The organism is Streptomyces africanus (assembly GCF_030816955.1).
GTDB classification, from domain to species: Bacteria; Actinomycetota; Actinomycetes; order Streptomycetales; family Streptomycetaceae; genus Streptomyces; species Streptomyces africanus.
Window position 1 is genome coordinate 1,454,198 of record NZ_JAUSYP010000001.1, and the last position, 13,495, is coordinate 1,467,692.

The 13,495-nt window shown below is 70.0% G+C and carries 13 protein-coding genes; 5 read left to right on the plus strand and 8 right to left on the minus strand.

Annotation, left to right across the window (positions count from 1 at the left end):
* Positions 1–11: 11 nt before the first annotated feature.
* The 6 genes from alaS to QF034_RS06860 form a co-directional block, all read right to left on the minus strand.
* Positions 12–2,684: an alanine--tRNA ligase gene (gene alaS / locus QF034_RS06835; RefSeq protein ID WP_307174080.1), complete on the minus strand. Its 2,673-nt coding sequence runs from the start codon at positions 2,682–2,684 to the stop codon at positions 12–14.
* Positions 2,684–3,055: a hypothetical protein gene (locus QF034_RS06840; RefSeq protein WP_086559723.1), complete on the minus strand. Its 372-nt coding sequence runs from the start codon at positions 3,053–3,055 to the stop codon at positions 2,684–2,686. The genes alaS and QF034_RS06840 overlap by 1 nt, the downstream gene beginning before the upstream one ends.
* Before the next feature lie 9 nt (positions 3,056–3,064).
* Positions 3,065–3,505 carry a DUF948 domain-containing protein gene (locus tag QF034_RS06845; protein ID WP_040904142.1) on the minus strand — a complete coding sequence of 147 codons (441 nt, stop codon included), beginning with the start codon at positions 3,503–3,505 and terminating at the stop codon, positions 3,065–3,067.
* Positions 3,506–3,684: 179 nt separating this feature from the next.
* A complete protein-coding gene (gene rpsD / locus QF034_RS06850; RefSeq protein ID WP_031138994.1) occupies positions 3,685–4,299 on the minus strand; it encodes a 30S ribosomal protein S4 in 615 nt (204 codons plus the stop codon).
* 311 nt (positions 4,300–4,610) lie between these two features.
* Positions 4,611–5,966 (minus strand): replication-associated recombination protein A, encoded by a 1,356-nt coding sequence (locus QF034_RS06855; RefSeq protein ID WP_307174081.1) that lies wholly within the window; start codon positions 5,964–5,966, stop codon positions 4,611–4,613.
* A gap of 56 nt (positions 5,967–6,022) precedes the next feature.
* A complete protein-coding gene (locus tag QF034_RS06860; RefSeq protein ID WP_307174082.1) occupies positions 6,023–6,679 on the minus strand; it encodes a vitamin K epoxide reductase family protein in 657 nt (218 codons plus the stop codon).
* A gap of 142 nt (positions 6,680–6,821) precedes the next feature.
* Between QF034_RS06860 and QF034_RS06865 the strand changes: the two genes are divergently transcribed.
* From QF034_RS06865 to QF034_RS06880, 4 genes are read left to right on the plus strand one after another with little or no spacing between them, the layout of a single operon-like run.
* Positions 6,822–7,694, plus strand: coding sequence for an ABC transporter ATP-binding protein (locus tag QF034_RS06865; RefSeq protein ID WP_307174083.1), 873 nt, complete (start codon positions 6,822–6,824; stop codon positions 7,692–7,694).
* Complete coding sequence (locus QF034_RS06870; protein ID WP_307174084.1) at positions 7,691–8,536, plus strand: ABC transporter permease; 846 nt, start codon at positions 7,691–7,693, stop codon at positions 8,534–8,536. The genes QF034_RS06865 and QF034_RS06870 overlap by 4 nt, the downstream gene beginning before the upstream one ends.
* The gene (locus QF034_RS06875) at positions 8,533–9,720 is read left to right on the plus strand and encodes a sensor histidine kinase (protein ID WP_307174085.1); all 1,188 of its coding nucleotides are present in this window, start codon (positions 8,533–8,535) and stop codon (positions 9,718–9,720) included. The genes QF034_RS06870 and QF034_RS06875 overlap by 4 nt, the downstream gene beginning before the upstream one ends.
* Positions 9,717–10,343: a response regulator gene (locus QF034_RS06880; RefSeq protein WP_307174086.1), complete on the plus strand. Its 627-nt coding sequence runs from the start codon at positions 9,717–9,719 to the stop codon at positions 10,341–10,343. The genes QF034_RS06875 and QF034_RS06880 overlap by 4 nt, the downstream gene beginning before the upstream one ends.
* Before the next feature lie 54 nt (positions 10,344–10,397).
* On the opposite strand, the gene hisS is transcribed toward QF034_RS06880, so the two are convergent.
* Both hisS and QF034_RS06890 read right to left on the minus strand, forming a co-directional pair.
* Positions 10,398–11,660 (minus strand): histidine--tRNA ligase, encoded by a 1,263-nt coding sequence (hisS, locus tag QF034_RS06885; RefSeq protein WP_307174087.1) that lies wholly within the window; start codon positions 11,658–11,660, stop codon positions 10,398–10,400.
* A gap of 11 nt (positions 11,661–11,671) precedes the next feature.
* A complete protein-coding gene (locus QF034_RS06890) occupies positions 11,672–12,379 on the minus strand; it encodes an MBL fold metallo-hydrolase (protein ID WP_086565620.1) in 708 nt (235 codons plus the stop codon).
* Positions 12,380–12,547: 168 nt separating this feature from the next.
* Here QF034_RS06890 and QF034_RS06895 point away from each other — a divergent pair, with 168 nt between their 5' ends.
* Positions 12,548–13,393, plus strand: coding sequence for a peptidylprolyl isomerase (locus tag QF034_RS06895; RefSeq protein WP_307174088.1), 846 nt, complete (start codon positions 12,548–12,550; stop codon positions 13,391–13,393).
* The last annotated feature ends 102 nt before the right edge of the window (positions 13,394–13,495 follow it).

Consider the following 13,495-nt stretch of genomic DNA (forward strand, 5'->3'; position numbering starts at 1 on the left):
GGACCCGTTTCTTACTTGGCCGTCTCGGCGACCAGGCGCTCGACGGCGTCCACGGCGTCGCCGATCGCGGCCGGGTTCTGGCCGCCTCCCTGGGCGACGTCCGGCTTGCCGCCACCGCCGCCGCCGAGGGTCTTGGCGGCCGTCCGGACCAGGTCGCCGGCCTTCAGGCCGCGCTCGCGGGCGGCCTCGTTGGTGGCGATGACCGTCAGCGGCTTGCCGTTCGCCACCGTGAACAGGGCGACCACGACGGCCCGTCCACCCTGGATCCGTCCGCGCACGTCGAGCACGAGCTTGCGCAGGTCGTCGGCGGTCGTGCCGTCCGGGACCTGACCGGTCACGACAGCAACGCCACGGACGTCCTTGGCGGACTCGGCGAGACCGGCGGCGGCCTGGAGGACCTTCTCGGCGCGGAACTTCTCGATCTCCTTCTCGGCGTCCTTCAGCTTGCCGAGCATGGCGGAGACCTTCTCCGGCAGTTCCTCCGGGCGGCCCTTGATCAGCTCCTGGAGCTGGGCGACGACCGTGTGCTCACGGGCGAGGAAGTTGTAGGCGTCCACGCCGACCAGGGCCTCGATCCGGCGGACACCGGAGCCGATGGACGACTCACCGAGCAGCTTCACCAGGCCCAGCTGAGCGGTGTTGTGCACGTGCGTGCCGCCGCACAGCTCCTTGGAGAAGTCGCCGATGGTCACGACGCGCACGCGCTCGCCGTACTTCTCGCCGAACTCGGCGATGGCGCCCTGCTTCTTGGCCTCGTCGATGCCCATGACATCGGCGCGGACGTCCAGGTCGCGGGCGAGCACTTCGTTGATCTTCTGCTCGACGTCGGTCATCACGGCCGTCGGAACGGCGGACGGGGAACCGAAGTCGAAGCGGAAGCGGCCGGGCTGGTTCTCGGAACCGGCCTGGGCGGCCGTCGGGCCGAGGGCGTCGCGCAGGGCCTGGTGGGTCAGGTGCGTGGCCGAGTGGGCACGGGCGATGGCCTTGCGGCGGCGGTCGTCGATGGCGGCGTGGGCCTTGGCGCCGACGGTGACTTCGCCGACCTGGACGACGCCCTTGTGCACGTAGACACCAGGGACCGGCTTCTGGCAGTCGCGGACCTCGATGACGGCACCGAAGTCGGTCTTGATCTTGCCGGTGTCGCCGATCTGGCCGCCGCCCTCGGCGTAGAACGGGGTGCGGTCGAGGACGATCTCGACCTCGTCGCCCTCGGTGGCGGCCGGGGAGGAGACGCCGTCGACCAGGATGCCGACGACCGTGGACTCGCCCTCGGTGTCGGTGTAGCCGATGAAGTCGGTGGCGCCGGCCCGGTCGGCGATCTCGCGGTAGGCGCCGAGGTCGGCGTGGCCTGTCTTCTTGGCCTGGGCGTCGGCCTTGGCGCGCTCCCGCTGCTCCTTCATCAGGCGGCGGAAGCCCTCCTCGTCCACGGACAGCCCCTGCTCGGCGGCCATCTCCAGGGTGAGGTCGATCGGGAAGCCCCAGGTGTCGTGGAGCAGGAAGGCCTTGTCGCCGGGCAGCACGGTGGAGCCGGCGGCCTTGGTGTCGCTGACGGCGGTGTCGAGGATGTTGGTGCCGGCCTTCAGCGTCTTGAGGAAGGCGTTCTCCTCGGCGAGGGCGACCTTCTCGATGCGCTCGCGGTCGGTGATGAGCTCGGGGTACTGCCGGCCCATCATGCCGATGACGACGTCGATCAGGTCCTTGACGACCGGGCCGGTGGCGCCGAGCAGGCGCATGTTGCGGATGGCGCGGCGCATGATGCGGCGCAGCACGTAACCGCGGCCCTCGTTGCCCGGGGTGACACCGTCGCCGATGAGCATGGTGGCGGTGCGCATGTGGTCGGTGACCACGCGCAGGGACACGTCCGAGGCGTGGGCGTCGCCGTAGCGGACGCCGGTCAGCTCGGTGGCCTTGTCGATGACGGCCATCGAGGTGTCGATCTCGTACATGTTCTGCACGCCCTGCAGAATCATGGCGAGGCGTTCGAGGCCGAGGCCGGTGTCGATGTTCTTGCTGGGCAGGTCCCCGAGGATCTCGAAGTTGTCCTTGCCGGTGCCCTCGCCCCGCTCGTACTGCATGAAGACGAGGTTCCAGATCTCCACGTACCGCTCGTCGTTGACGGCGGGGCCACCCTCGGCTCCGAACTCGGGGCCGCGGTCGTAGTTGATCTCGGAGCAGGGGCCGCAGGGGCCGGGGACGCCCATGGACCAGTAGTTGTCCTTCATGCCGAGGCGCTGGATGCGCTCCTTCGGCACGCCGACGACCTCGTGCCAGATGCGCTCGGCCTCGTCGTCGTCCTTGTAGACGGTGATCCACAGGCGCTCGGGGTCGAGGCCGTAACCGCCCTTGTCCTGGGGGCTGGTGAGCAGCTCCCAGGCGAGCTTGATGGCGCCTTCCTTGAAGTAGTCGCCGAAGGAGAAGTTGCCGCACATCTGGAAGAACGTGCCGTGCCGGGTGGTCTTGCCGACCTCTTCGATGTCCGGCGTGCGCACACACTTCTGCACGCTGGTGGCGCGGGCGAAGGGCGGCTTGACCTCACCCAGGAAGTAGGGCTTGAAGGGGACCATGCCGGCCGGGACGAGGAGCAGAGTCGGGTCGTCCGCGATGAGCGACGCCGAAGGGACGACGGTGTGACCGCGCTCCTCGAAGAAGCTCAACCAGCGGCGGCGAATCTCAGCCGACTCCATCAGTGGTCCTCATTCCGGTTGTACGAATTCTTCTTGTACGTGGACGACGTGCTGTCGATGACGTACGTCTTCGGCTCTGTGCGGTTCTCGATGGCGGCGTACCGCCGGGGGGCCGGGAGTTCGGGGTCGACGGGGGCGTTGAGCCCGAGCGCGTCGCCCAGTTCGGCCTCCCGCTGGGCCATGTTGTCGCGGACGTCGAGCGCGAAGTCGACCGCGCGGTCCTTGAGCCGGTGGCCGGCCTCGAGCGCCTTGTTCCCCGCGGTTCTGGCGAGGCTCTCGGGCGTCAGCTGCTTCAGCTTCCGGTTGACCTTGGTGGTGGCCCACACTCCGGCGGCGACGCCGGTGGTGAACCAGAACGTACGGCGGAACATCGCTGGCTCTCAGTCCCTCTTCCCTCGGGCGCTGCGCCGAGAGACCGTGCGGCCCACGATCACGGTACGCCTCGACGCCTTGCCGGGCACGTCCTCCTTGCGACCGCCGAGGGCCCGGCGCACGCCGTAGCCGAAGGCGGCGACCTTGACCAGGGGGCCGCCGAAGGTGGAGGCGACGGTGGTCGACAGCGCGGAGGCGTTCGACGTGACCTCTTGTACGTCGGAGGCGATCGAGTCGACCCGGTCGATCTGGGTCTGCGCGGAGCGCACCGCCGCGGAGGCGTCGGCCAGCAGCGGGACGGCCTGATCCGTCACGTCCGCCACGAGCTTGGTGGTCGCCCTGAGCGTCTGGGCCAGCCTCGCCAGCGCGACGGCGAGGAAGGAGACCAGGATCGCCCAGAAGACGGCCACCAGGATTCCGGCCACCTCTCCACCGGACACTGTGTGCACCCGCTCCCTGAAAAACGTGCCTGAACATCGAAAAAGTCGTGCGACGAGCCTATCGCGCCGGGGATGCGGCTCCGTACCGGATTACCGCCCGGGGACGGCGGATTCGCGAAAGCCCGCCGCCTCGCCCGCCCGAAGGGGCGGGGAGACGACGGGCTGGGGTACCGCGTGCCTGCCGTGGATCAGCGGGCGTAGTACTCGACGACGAGCTGCTCGTCGCAGATCACCGGGATCTCCTTGCGGTTGGGCTCGCGGTCCAGGCGGAACGCCAGGGACTTGAGGTTCACCTGGAGGTAGCGCGGGGTCTCGCCGTCGGGGGCGAAGCCACCCTCACGGGCGATCGTGAAGAGCGTCTTCTCCTTGGAGCGCTCGCGGACCTGCACCACGTCGTCCGGGCGGACACGGAAGGAGGGCTTGTCGACCTTCTTGCCGTTGACCGCGATGTGGCCGTGGACGACCATCTGGCGGGCCTGGTAGATCGTGCGGGCGATGCCCGAACGCAGGACCAGGGCGTCGAGACGGCGCTCCAGCTCGATGATCAGGGCCTCACCGGTCTTGCCCTGGACCTTGGAGGCGCGCTCGTAGGCGCGGACGAGCTGGCGCTCGGACACGTCGTACTGCGCGCGCAGGCGCTGCTTCTCGAGCAGACGGACCTTGTAGTCCGAGTTCTGCTTGCGGCCGCGGCCGTGCTCACCGGGCGGGTACGGACGGGCCTCGAAGTACTTGACGGCCTTCGGGGTGAGCGCGATGCCGAGGGCACGCGACTTCTTGACCTTGGGGCGGGACTGGTTCGCCACTGTTTCTCGTTTCCTAGTGTCGGCTTGTCAGGGTTGTGGGAGGTCGCATCCGCAGCCGGGGAAACCCTCCTCGTCCTTGCCGGACGGGGTGGGCAGCCGCTCCCCTGGTCTGGGCACATACGTGCAGCACGCGAGTGGCCCACCGACCGGTCCCGTCCTGCGACGAGGGGTGGTGGGCTGCCCGCGACACCGTTCGACGGTGCGCGACGCTCCTGGAGCCGGTCCCGGGGACTGTGCCCCTGACTGGCTCCGGCCGACTGTCCCGTTCTGACTGCACGGGACGCGGCACTCCGACCGAGTTTACAGGGTGCTCAGGACCGCTTTCGACCGAGGTTCTTCCGGGTCCACTCGACCGCGTCCGCGTAGCGGGCCTCCGCGCCGTGCCGGGTCGGCTCGTAGTACTCGCGGTCCTTCAGGGCGTCCGGGGCGTACTGCTGGGCGGCGATGCCCTCGGGCAGGTCGTGCGGGTAGACGTAGCCCTGGCCGTGGCCGAGCTTGGTGGCGCCCTTGTAGTGGCTGTCGCGCAGATGCGCGGGCACGGGCCCGGCCAGTCCCTTGCGTACGTCCTCCAGGGCGGCGCCGATCGCGGTGGTCGCGGCGTTGGACTTGGGGGCCAGGGCCAGGGCGATGGTGGCGTGGCTGAGGGTGAGGGCGGCCTCCGGGAAGCCGATCATGGCGACGGCCTGGGCGGCGGCGACCGCCGTCTGCAGAGCGGTCGGGTCGGCCAGGCCGATGTCCTCGCTGGCGGAGATCATCAGGCGGCGGGCGATGAAGCGGGGGTCCTCGCCGGCCTCGATCATCCGGGCCAGGTAGTGCAGGGCGGCGTCGACGTCGGAGCCGCGGATGGACTTGATCAGGGCGCTGGCCACGTCGTAGTGCTGGTCGCCGTCGCGGTCGTACTTCACGGCGGCCCGGTCGACCGTCTCCTCCAGCGTCGTCAGCCCGATCTCCGTCTCGCCCTTGTCGAGGGCGGCTCCGGCGGCGGCCTCCAGGGCGGTCAGGGCGCGGCGGGCGTCGCCGCCGGCGATGCGCAGGAGGTGGCTCTCGGTCTCCTCGGGGAGGGCGACGGCGCCCTTGAGGCCGCGCTCGTCGGTCAGGGCCCGCTGGACGAGGCCCTTGATGTCGTCGTCCGTGAGCGGTTCGAGGGTGAGCAGCAGGGAGCGGGACAGCAGCGGCGAGATCACCGAGAAGTACGGGTTCTCCGTCGTCGCGGCGATCAGCGTCACCCAGCGGTTCTCCACGGCCGGGAGCAGGGAGTCCTGCTGGGCCTTGCTGAAGCGGTGGATCTCGTCGAGGAAGAGGACGGTCTCCTTGCCGAAGCCGCCGGAGGCGCGGCGGGCGCCGTCGATGACCGCGCGGACCTCCTTGACGCCCGCGGTGATCGCCGAGAGCTCGACGAAGCGGGCGTCGGTGGCCTTGGAGACGACGTACGCCAGGGTGGTCTTGCCGGTGCCGGGCGGGCCCCAGAGGATCACCGAGGAGGGGCCGGCCGGGCCGGAGGCGCCCTCGCCGACCAGTCTGCGCAGGGGAGAGCCCGGCTTCAGCAGATGCCGCTGGCCCACGACCTCGTCGAGGGTGCGCGGGCGCATCCGCACCGCCAGGGGGCTGCTGGACGGCTCCTTCTCCTGGCGTTCTTCTGCTGCGGCGGTGAACAGGTCGGGCTCCACGTCAGAAACCCTAAATCACGGCACTGACAATCCCTCCGGGCCCCGGTGCTCCCGGCTCAGCTCAGCCAGAAGTCCCACCAGCGGGTCAGGACCAGCATGCCGATGATGCCGATGTGCAGCACGGGCATGACCCAGGTGAACTCGCCGAAGAAGCTCCTGAGCCAGGCCGGGGCGGGCAGGAAGCCCTTGCGGATGTTGAACGACGTCACGTACCAGAACATGAGGATCGTCGCGACCCAGGCCAGGGAGCACCACAGGCACAGCGCGTTGATCCGGTACAGGGACTGGAACATCAGCCAGGCGCAGAAGACGACGCCGAACAGGCAGCCGGCGTTGAAGGTGAGCCAGTACCAGCGCGGGAAGCGGGCGCGGGCGAGCAGGCTCACGCCGACGGCGATCACGATGCCGTAGCAGACGAGGCCGAGCATCGGGTTCGGGAAACCGAAGACGGCGGCCTGCTTGCTCTCCATGACGCTGCCGCAGGAGACGACGGGGTTGAGGCTGCAGCCGGGCGTGAACGTCGTGCCCGCGACCTTGGCTTCGAGGATCTTGAACTTGTCGATCGTGATGACCCACGAGGCGAGCAGCCCGGCCGCGCCGGTGATCACCAGCAGCAGGGCGAGGGCCCGGCTGCCGCCCTCGGTGCGGGGCGCGATCTCCGCGCGCTCCGACTCGGGCTCCATGGAGACGTCCTTGACTGTCGTCTTGCTCATCACGCCGATTCCGTCGCTTGAGGCCTGACCAACTTCGGGCAGTGCCATTCTGCCGCACGCGGGCGCCTGTCCACCGTTCAGTGGACATAAGGATGTCCGCACGGTCGTCCCTGAGGGGTGCGTTCCGGCCGACGCTCGTCGTATGACAGCACACGAGTACGACCTCGCCGTTCAGGTGCGGGGACTGCGCAAGCGGTACGGGGACGTGACCGCCGTCGACGGCATCGATCTGGGCATCCGCCGGGGCGAGGTGTTCGGCCTGCTCGGGCCCAACGGCGCGGGCAAGAGCACCACGGTGGAGATCCTCCAGGGCAACCGGGACCGGGACGCGGGCGAGGTGTCCGTGCTCGGGTCGGACCCGGCGACCGGCACGCGCGCGTGGCGTTCGCGTGTCGGAATCGTCTGGCAGGACGAATCGGCGCCCGCGGAGTTGACGGTCCGGGAGACGGTGCGGCACTTCGCCGGCTACTACCCCCGGCCGCGGAACCCGGAGGAGGTCATCGGCCTGGTCGGACTGGAGACGAAGGCGGACAGCCGGATCAAGGCGCTGTCGGGTGGCCAGCGCCGGCGTCTGGACGTGGCGCTCGGCGTGATCGGCGGGCCGGACCTGCTGCTTCTGGACGAGCCGACCACCGGGTTCGATCCGGCGGCCCGGCGGCAGTTCTGGTCGCTCATCCGCGCCCTGGCCGACGACGGCACGACCATCCTGCTGACCACGCACTACCTGGAGGAGGCGGAGGCCCTCGCGCACCGGCTGGCCGTCGTCGCGAAGGGCCGGATCGTCGCCGAGGGCGAGCCCGGGGCGTTACGGGAGCGGTTCGGCACCGAGACCCTCGTCGAGTGGACCGAGCCGGACGGCACCCCGCGCAGGGAGCGCACGGGCACGCCGACCAGGACGATCGCCGGGCTCATGCAGCGCTTCGACGGTGAGATCCCGGGGCTGGCGGTGAGCCGGCCCACGCTGGAGGACGTCTACCTCCGGCTGACCGGACAGCGGCAGGAGGACGCGCGATGACCACGACCGCCGTACGGGAGCGAGGTGGGGTCGGCGTCGGGGGGCTGCCCGGCGCCTGGAGCCTGGGGCTGCGGCGGGGCGCCCTGGAGATCAGGCAGTTCTTCCGGCAGCGCGACCAGGTGGTGTTCACGTTCGCCTTCCCGGTCGTCTTCCTGTTCCTGTTCGCGTCTATCTTCCGGGACGACGTGGCGGGCGCGGGCATCACCGCCTCGCAGCTCTACGTCCCGGCGATGATGGCCGCCGGCATCATGTCGACGAGTTTCCAGGCGCTCGGCATCTCGATCGCCGTGGAGCGGGAGGAGAAGGTGCTGCGCCGGCTGCGGGGCACGCCGATGCCGCCGACGGCGTACTTCCTCGGCAAGATCTGGCTTGTTCTGTTCACCGGTCTGCTGGAGACGGTGATCCTGCTCCTCGTCGGCACGACCGTGTACGACGTGAACCTGCCGTCCGACGCGGGCCGTTGGTTCGACCTGGCGTGGATCTTCGTGCTCGGGATCACGGCCTGCGCCCTGCTCGGCATCGCGATCAGCTCGGTGCCGAGGTCCGCGAACAGCGCGAGTTCCGTGGTCGTGCTGCCCTTCCTGGTACTCCAGTTCATCTCCGGGGTGTACATCGCCATCGGCACCATCCCGGACTGGATGCTGACCATCGGTGCGCTGTTCCCTCTGAAGTGGATGTGCCAGGGGCTGCGCGGGGTGTTCCTGCCGGAGTCGGCGCAGGTGCTGGAGCAGGCGGGGAGCTGGGAGATGGGACGCGTGGCCCTGGTGCTCGCCGCGTGGTGCGCCGGAGGATTGGTGCTGTGTCTGCTGACGTTCCGCTGGAAGGACCGGCGCACCGGATGAGCGATGCCGCGAGCGCGTACCACTGGGAGCGCTCGTTCCGGCTCTGGGACACGTACTTCGCGCTGGTGTGGGCAGCCACCGTGGCCTATGTGCTCGCCGCGGAGCAGTCCGGCTGGCCGCTCCGCACGGTCGCGGCGGCGCTGCTCGTGCCGCTCGTCCCGCTGTACGTCGGGGCCGGGCGACGTCTGATCCGGGGCGATCCGCCCGACCAGTGGCAGGCGGTCGTCTATCTGGCGGCGGCGCTGGCGCTGTTCCTTCCGTCGGCGGTGCTCGCCGGTGAGACGCGGGTGCTGACCTTCGCGCTCATCCCGCAGTGCTTCATGACGCTGCGGCTGCGGTCGGCGCTGGTGGCGGTGGCCGCGATCAATCTGGTGCCCGTGGCGGGCTGGGCGCTGCTGTGGCGCCCGAATGCCCGGGATCTGGTTTTCAACGCGCTGTTCTGCCTGGTCACGTTGGTGTTCTCGGTGGCGCTCGGGATCTGGACCATCCGGATCATCGAGCAGAGCCAGGGGCGGGCCGAGCTGATCGCGGAGCTGGACGCGAGCCGGCACGAGATCGGCCGGCTGTCCGAGGCGCACGGGGCGCTGGCCGAGCGGGAGCGGCTGGCCCGGGAGATCCACGACACGCTCGCGCAGGGGTTCACGAGTCTGGTGATGCTGATCCAGGCGGTCGAGGCGGAGCTGGACCACGACCTGCCCGAGGCGCGGCGTCATCTGCGGCTGATGGACGAGACGGCCCGGCAGAACCTCGCCGAGGCCCGGGCGTTGGTCGCCGGGGGCGCGCCGGCCGACCTGGACGGTGCCTCCCTGCCGGACGCGCTGGGCCGGCTCGCCGCGCGCCATGACGCGACGCTGGAGGTGACCGGCCCGGTCCGCATGCTGCCCGCCGGTCCCGAGGTGGTCGCGCTGCGCGCCTGCCAGGAGGCGCTGGCCAATGCCCGTAAGCACGCGGGGAGTTCGGTTGCGGTCGGGGTGGCGCTGGCGTACGCCGACGACATGCTGACCGTGTCCGTGCGGGACGACGGGCCCGGCTTCGACCCGGGTGCCGCCCGCGGTGGGTACGGTCTGGCGGGGTTGCGGGCCCGGGCCGTGGAAGTGGGCGGAACGGCCGAGGTGCGCAGTGCCCCGGGCGTCGGCACGGTGGTGACCGTCCGCCTTCCGGTCCTGAGGAGGGAGACGCCGTGATCCGGATCGTCCTCGCCGACGACCATCCCGTCGTACGGGAGGGACTGCGGGCGATGCTCAGTGCGGAGTCCGATCTGGAGGTCGTCGCCGACGCGTCCAGCGGGCCGCAGGCGGAGGCGCTGGCGGCTGAGTTGCGGCCCGACATCGTGCTGATGGACCTGCGGATGCCGGGTGGCGGGGGCGTGGACTCCATCGTGCGGATGACACGGGCCGGGCTGCCGTGCCGGGTGGTCGTGCTGACGACGTACGAGACGGACCGGGACATTCTGCGGGCGGTGGAGGCCGGGGCGGCGGGTTATCTGCTGAAGGACCTGCCGCGTGCGGAACTCGCGGATGCCGTGCGGGCGGCGGCGCGCGGCGAGACGGTCCTGGCCCCGTCCGTCGCGGCCCGGCTGGTGGAGCAGCTGCGTACGAAGCCGGAGCGGCCGCGGCTGTCGGAACGCGAGACGGCCGTGCTGCGGTTGGTCGCCGAGGGCTGCACGAACGCGGAGATCGGGCGGCGGCTGTTCATCGGCGAGTCGACGGTGAAGACGTATTTGCTGCGCGTCTTCGGCAAGTTGGGAGTGGACGACCGGACGGCGGCGGTGACGAGCGCGCTGCGGTACGGGCTGCTGGAGCAGTGACGAAAGCGCCGGGCACCTCGGCAGGTGTCCGGCGCCTTCGCTCCTGGTCTGCTGCTAGCCGAGCCGCGCTTCCAGTTCCGCCACGATCTCGTTCACGCCGACCGGCGTCTGCTCGCCCGACTCCATGTCCTTGAGCTGGACGACGCCCTCGGCGAGGTCGCGTTCGCCGGCGACGATCGTGTAGCGGGCGCCGCTGCGGTTGGCGTTCTTCATCGCCCCCTTGAGGCCCTTGCCGCCGTAGGAGAAGTCGGCCGCGATGCCGTTCTTGCGCAGCTCCGTGACCTTGGCGAACAGGACCCGGCGGGCCTCCTCGCCGAGCGGGACGGCGAACACGCTGGTGGTGGCGGGGAGTTCGAGCTCGACGCCCTCCGCCTCCAGCGCGAGGACCGTGCGGTCGACGCCGAGGGCCCAGCCGACGGACGGCAGCGCGGGGCCGCCGATCATCTCGGAGAGCCCGTCGTAGCGTCCGCCGCCGCCGACGGCGGACTGGGAGCCGAGGCCGTCGTGGACGAACTCGAACGTCGTGCGGGTGTAGTAGTCCAGGCCGCGCACCAGCTTCGGGTCGTCCTCGAAGGCGACGCCCGCCGCCGTGAGCAGCTCGCGCACCTCCTCGTGGTACGCCTTGCAGGCGTCGCAGAGGTAGTCGCGCAGCAGCGGGGCGTCCCCGAGCTGCTTCTGGACGGACTCGCGCTTGTCGTCCAGCACGCGCAGCGGGTTGATCTCCGCCCGGCGCAGGGTGTCCTCGTCCAGGTCCAGGCCGCGCAGGAAGTCCTGCAGCGCCGTCCGGTACACCGGGCGGCACTCCTTGTCGCCCAGGCTGTTGAGCAGGATCCGGAAGTTGCTCAGGCCCAGCGAGCGGTACGCCTGGTCGGCCAGGATGATCAGCTCGGCGTCCAGCGCCGGGTCCTCGGCACCGATCGCCTCGGCGCCGACCTGGGAGAAGTGGCGGTAGCGGCCCTTCTGGGGGCGCTCGTAGCGGTAGTACGAGCCGGAGTACCAGAGCTTGACGGGGAGGTTGCCCGCCTTGTGCAGGTTGGCCTCCAGCGCGGCACGCAGCACGGAGGCCGTGCCTTCGGGACGCAGGGCCAGCCTGTCGCCGCCCTTCGTCTCGAAGGCGTACATCTCCTTCGTCACGATGTCCGTCGACTCGCCGACGCCACGCGCGAAGAGTTCGATGTTCTCGAAGCCCGGCGTCTCGATGTAGCCGTAGCCGGAGTTGCGCAGCGGCGCGGCGATCGCCTCGCGGACCGCGAGGAACGTCGCGGAGTCCGGCGGGATCAGGTCGTACGTGCCCTTGGGGGCCTTGAAGGTGCTCACGGAAGGTCTCGTCACATTCCTCGTCGGGGAGCCGGGGATGCTCCCTGGCCGGCCGCCACCTGCCGCAGATACGGGTTGGTGGCGCGCTCCTGGCCGATGGTGGTCTGGGGGCCGTGGCCGGACAGCACCACGGTCGAGTCGTCGAGCGGCAGGCACACGCGGGCCAGCGAGTCGAGCATCTCGGCCATGTCACCGCCGGGCAGGTCGGTGCGTCCGATGGAGCCGGCGAACAGCAGGTCGCCCGAGAACAGGATCGGCGGGATGTCCGCCGCCTCGGGCATACCGAAGGTCACCGACCCCTTGGTATGGCCGGGCGCGTGCGCGACGGACAGCTCCAGGCCCGCCAGCTCCAGCTTCGCCCCGTCGGCCAGTTCCTTGACGTCATCGGGCTCCCCCACGGTCAGCTCGCCCAGGAGCGGCATCCCGATGGAACGGCCGATTCCCTTCTCGGGGTCGTTCATCATGTACCGGTCGTCGGGGTGGATCCAGGCCGGCACGTCGTGCGCGCCGCACACCGGGACGACCGACGCCACGTGGTCGATGTGGCCGTGCGTGAGGACGACGGCGACGGGCTTGAGCCGATGCTTTCTGAGCGTTTCCTCGACGCCGTCGGCGGCCTGATGGCCGGGGTCGATGATCACGCACTCCTCACCGGCGGCGGGGGCGACGAGGTAACAGTTCGTCCCCCAGGCCCCGGCGGGGAACCCGGCAATGAGCACGATCGTCCTTCGTTGTGTCGATACGGGCGGCTGCGACTGCTGTCAGAGCCTACCGGCGCTGCCGATTCCTCAGCGAACCCATATACGGTACGGGGCACACGCAGGCGGTCGGCGCACAGGCCCCACGCGTACCGGTTCGACGTTCGAGACGCATGAGGAGAGAACCCGGTGGTCAGCCAGGAACAGCGGCGGCGTCAGCTCGCCCGTGAGAAGTACTTGCGGCAGCAGCAGCGGCGCACTGATGCGCGACGCAAGGCCCGTATCCGCAACTCCGTGATCGCCTCGGTTCTCGGCGTGGTCGTGGTGCTCTCCGTGTCGGTCTACCTGACCAAGCCGTTCGAGGACGACGGCAAGACGGAGAAGGCGGGCGCGGAGGTCAGCCCGAGCGCCTCGCCCAGCAAGGCCCCGGACCCGTGCGAGAAGCCGGCCCCGGGCAAGGTCAAGTCGGAGACCTGGAAGAAGGAACCGGCGATGACCATCGACAAGTCCGCGAAGTACACGATGAAACTGGACACGACCTGCGGCGGGATAGACATCGCGCTGAAGGCGTCGGCGGCGCCGCACACCGTCAACTCGTTCAACTTCCTTCTCGGCAAGGGCTACCTGGACCACAGCAAGTGCCACCGGCTCACCGACCAGGGCATCTACGTCCTGCAGTGCGGCGACCCGCAGGGCACCGGCATGGGCGGCCCCGGCTACACGATCCCGGACGAGAATCTGAAGGACAAGAGCCTCAAGGGCGGGGTCTACCCGGCGGGCACGGTCGCGATGGCGAACCAGTACAACGCCCAGACGAAGCAGGGCCGCAACAGCGGCGGCAGCCAGTTCTTCCTCGTCTACCAGGACAGTCAGCTGCCGCCCGACTACACCCCGTTCGGAACGGTGTCCGAGGCGGGCATGAAGGTGCTCAAGAAAATCGCCGCCGCCGGAGCGCAGGCCCCCGACCCTCAGACGGGCAATACCGCGCCCAACGCGACGGTCGTGATCAACAAGGCCACGGTCGCGAAATCCTGACCCTCAACTGCGTAATTTCGGTCGCGCGGGATGCGGACAGGCCCCCCGCCGGTCGCCTATGTTGGCCGTGACGAAACTGTGGACGATGCCCGGGGGAGCTTC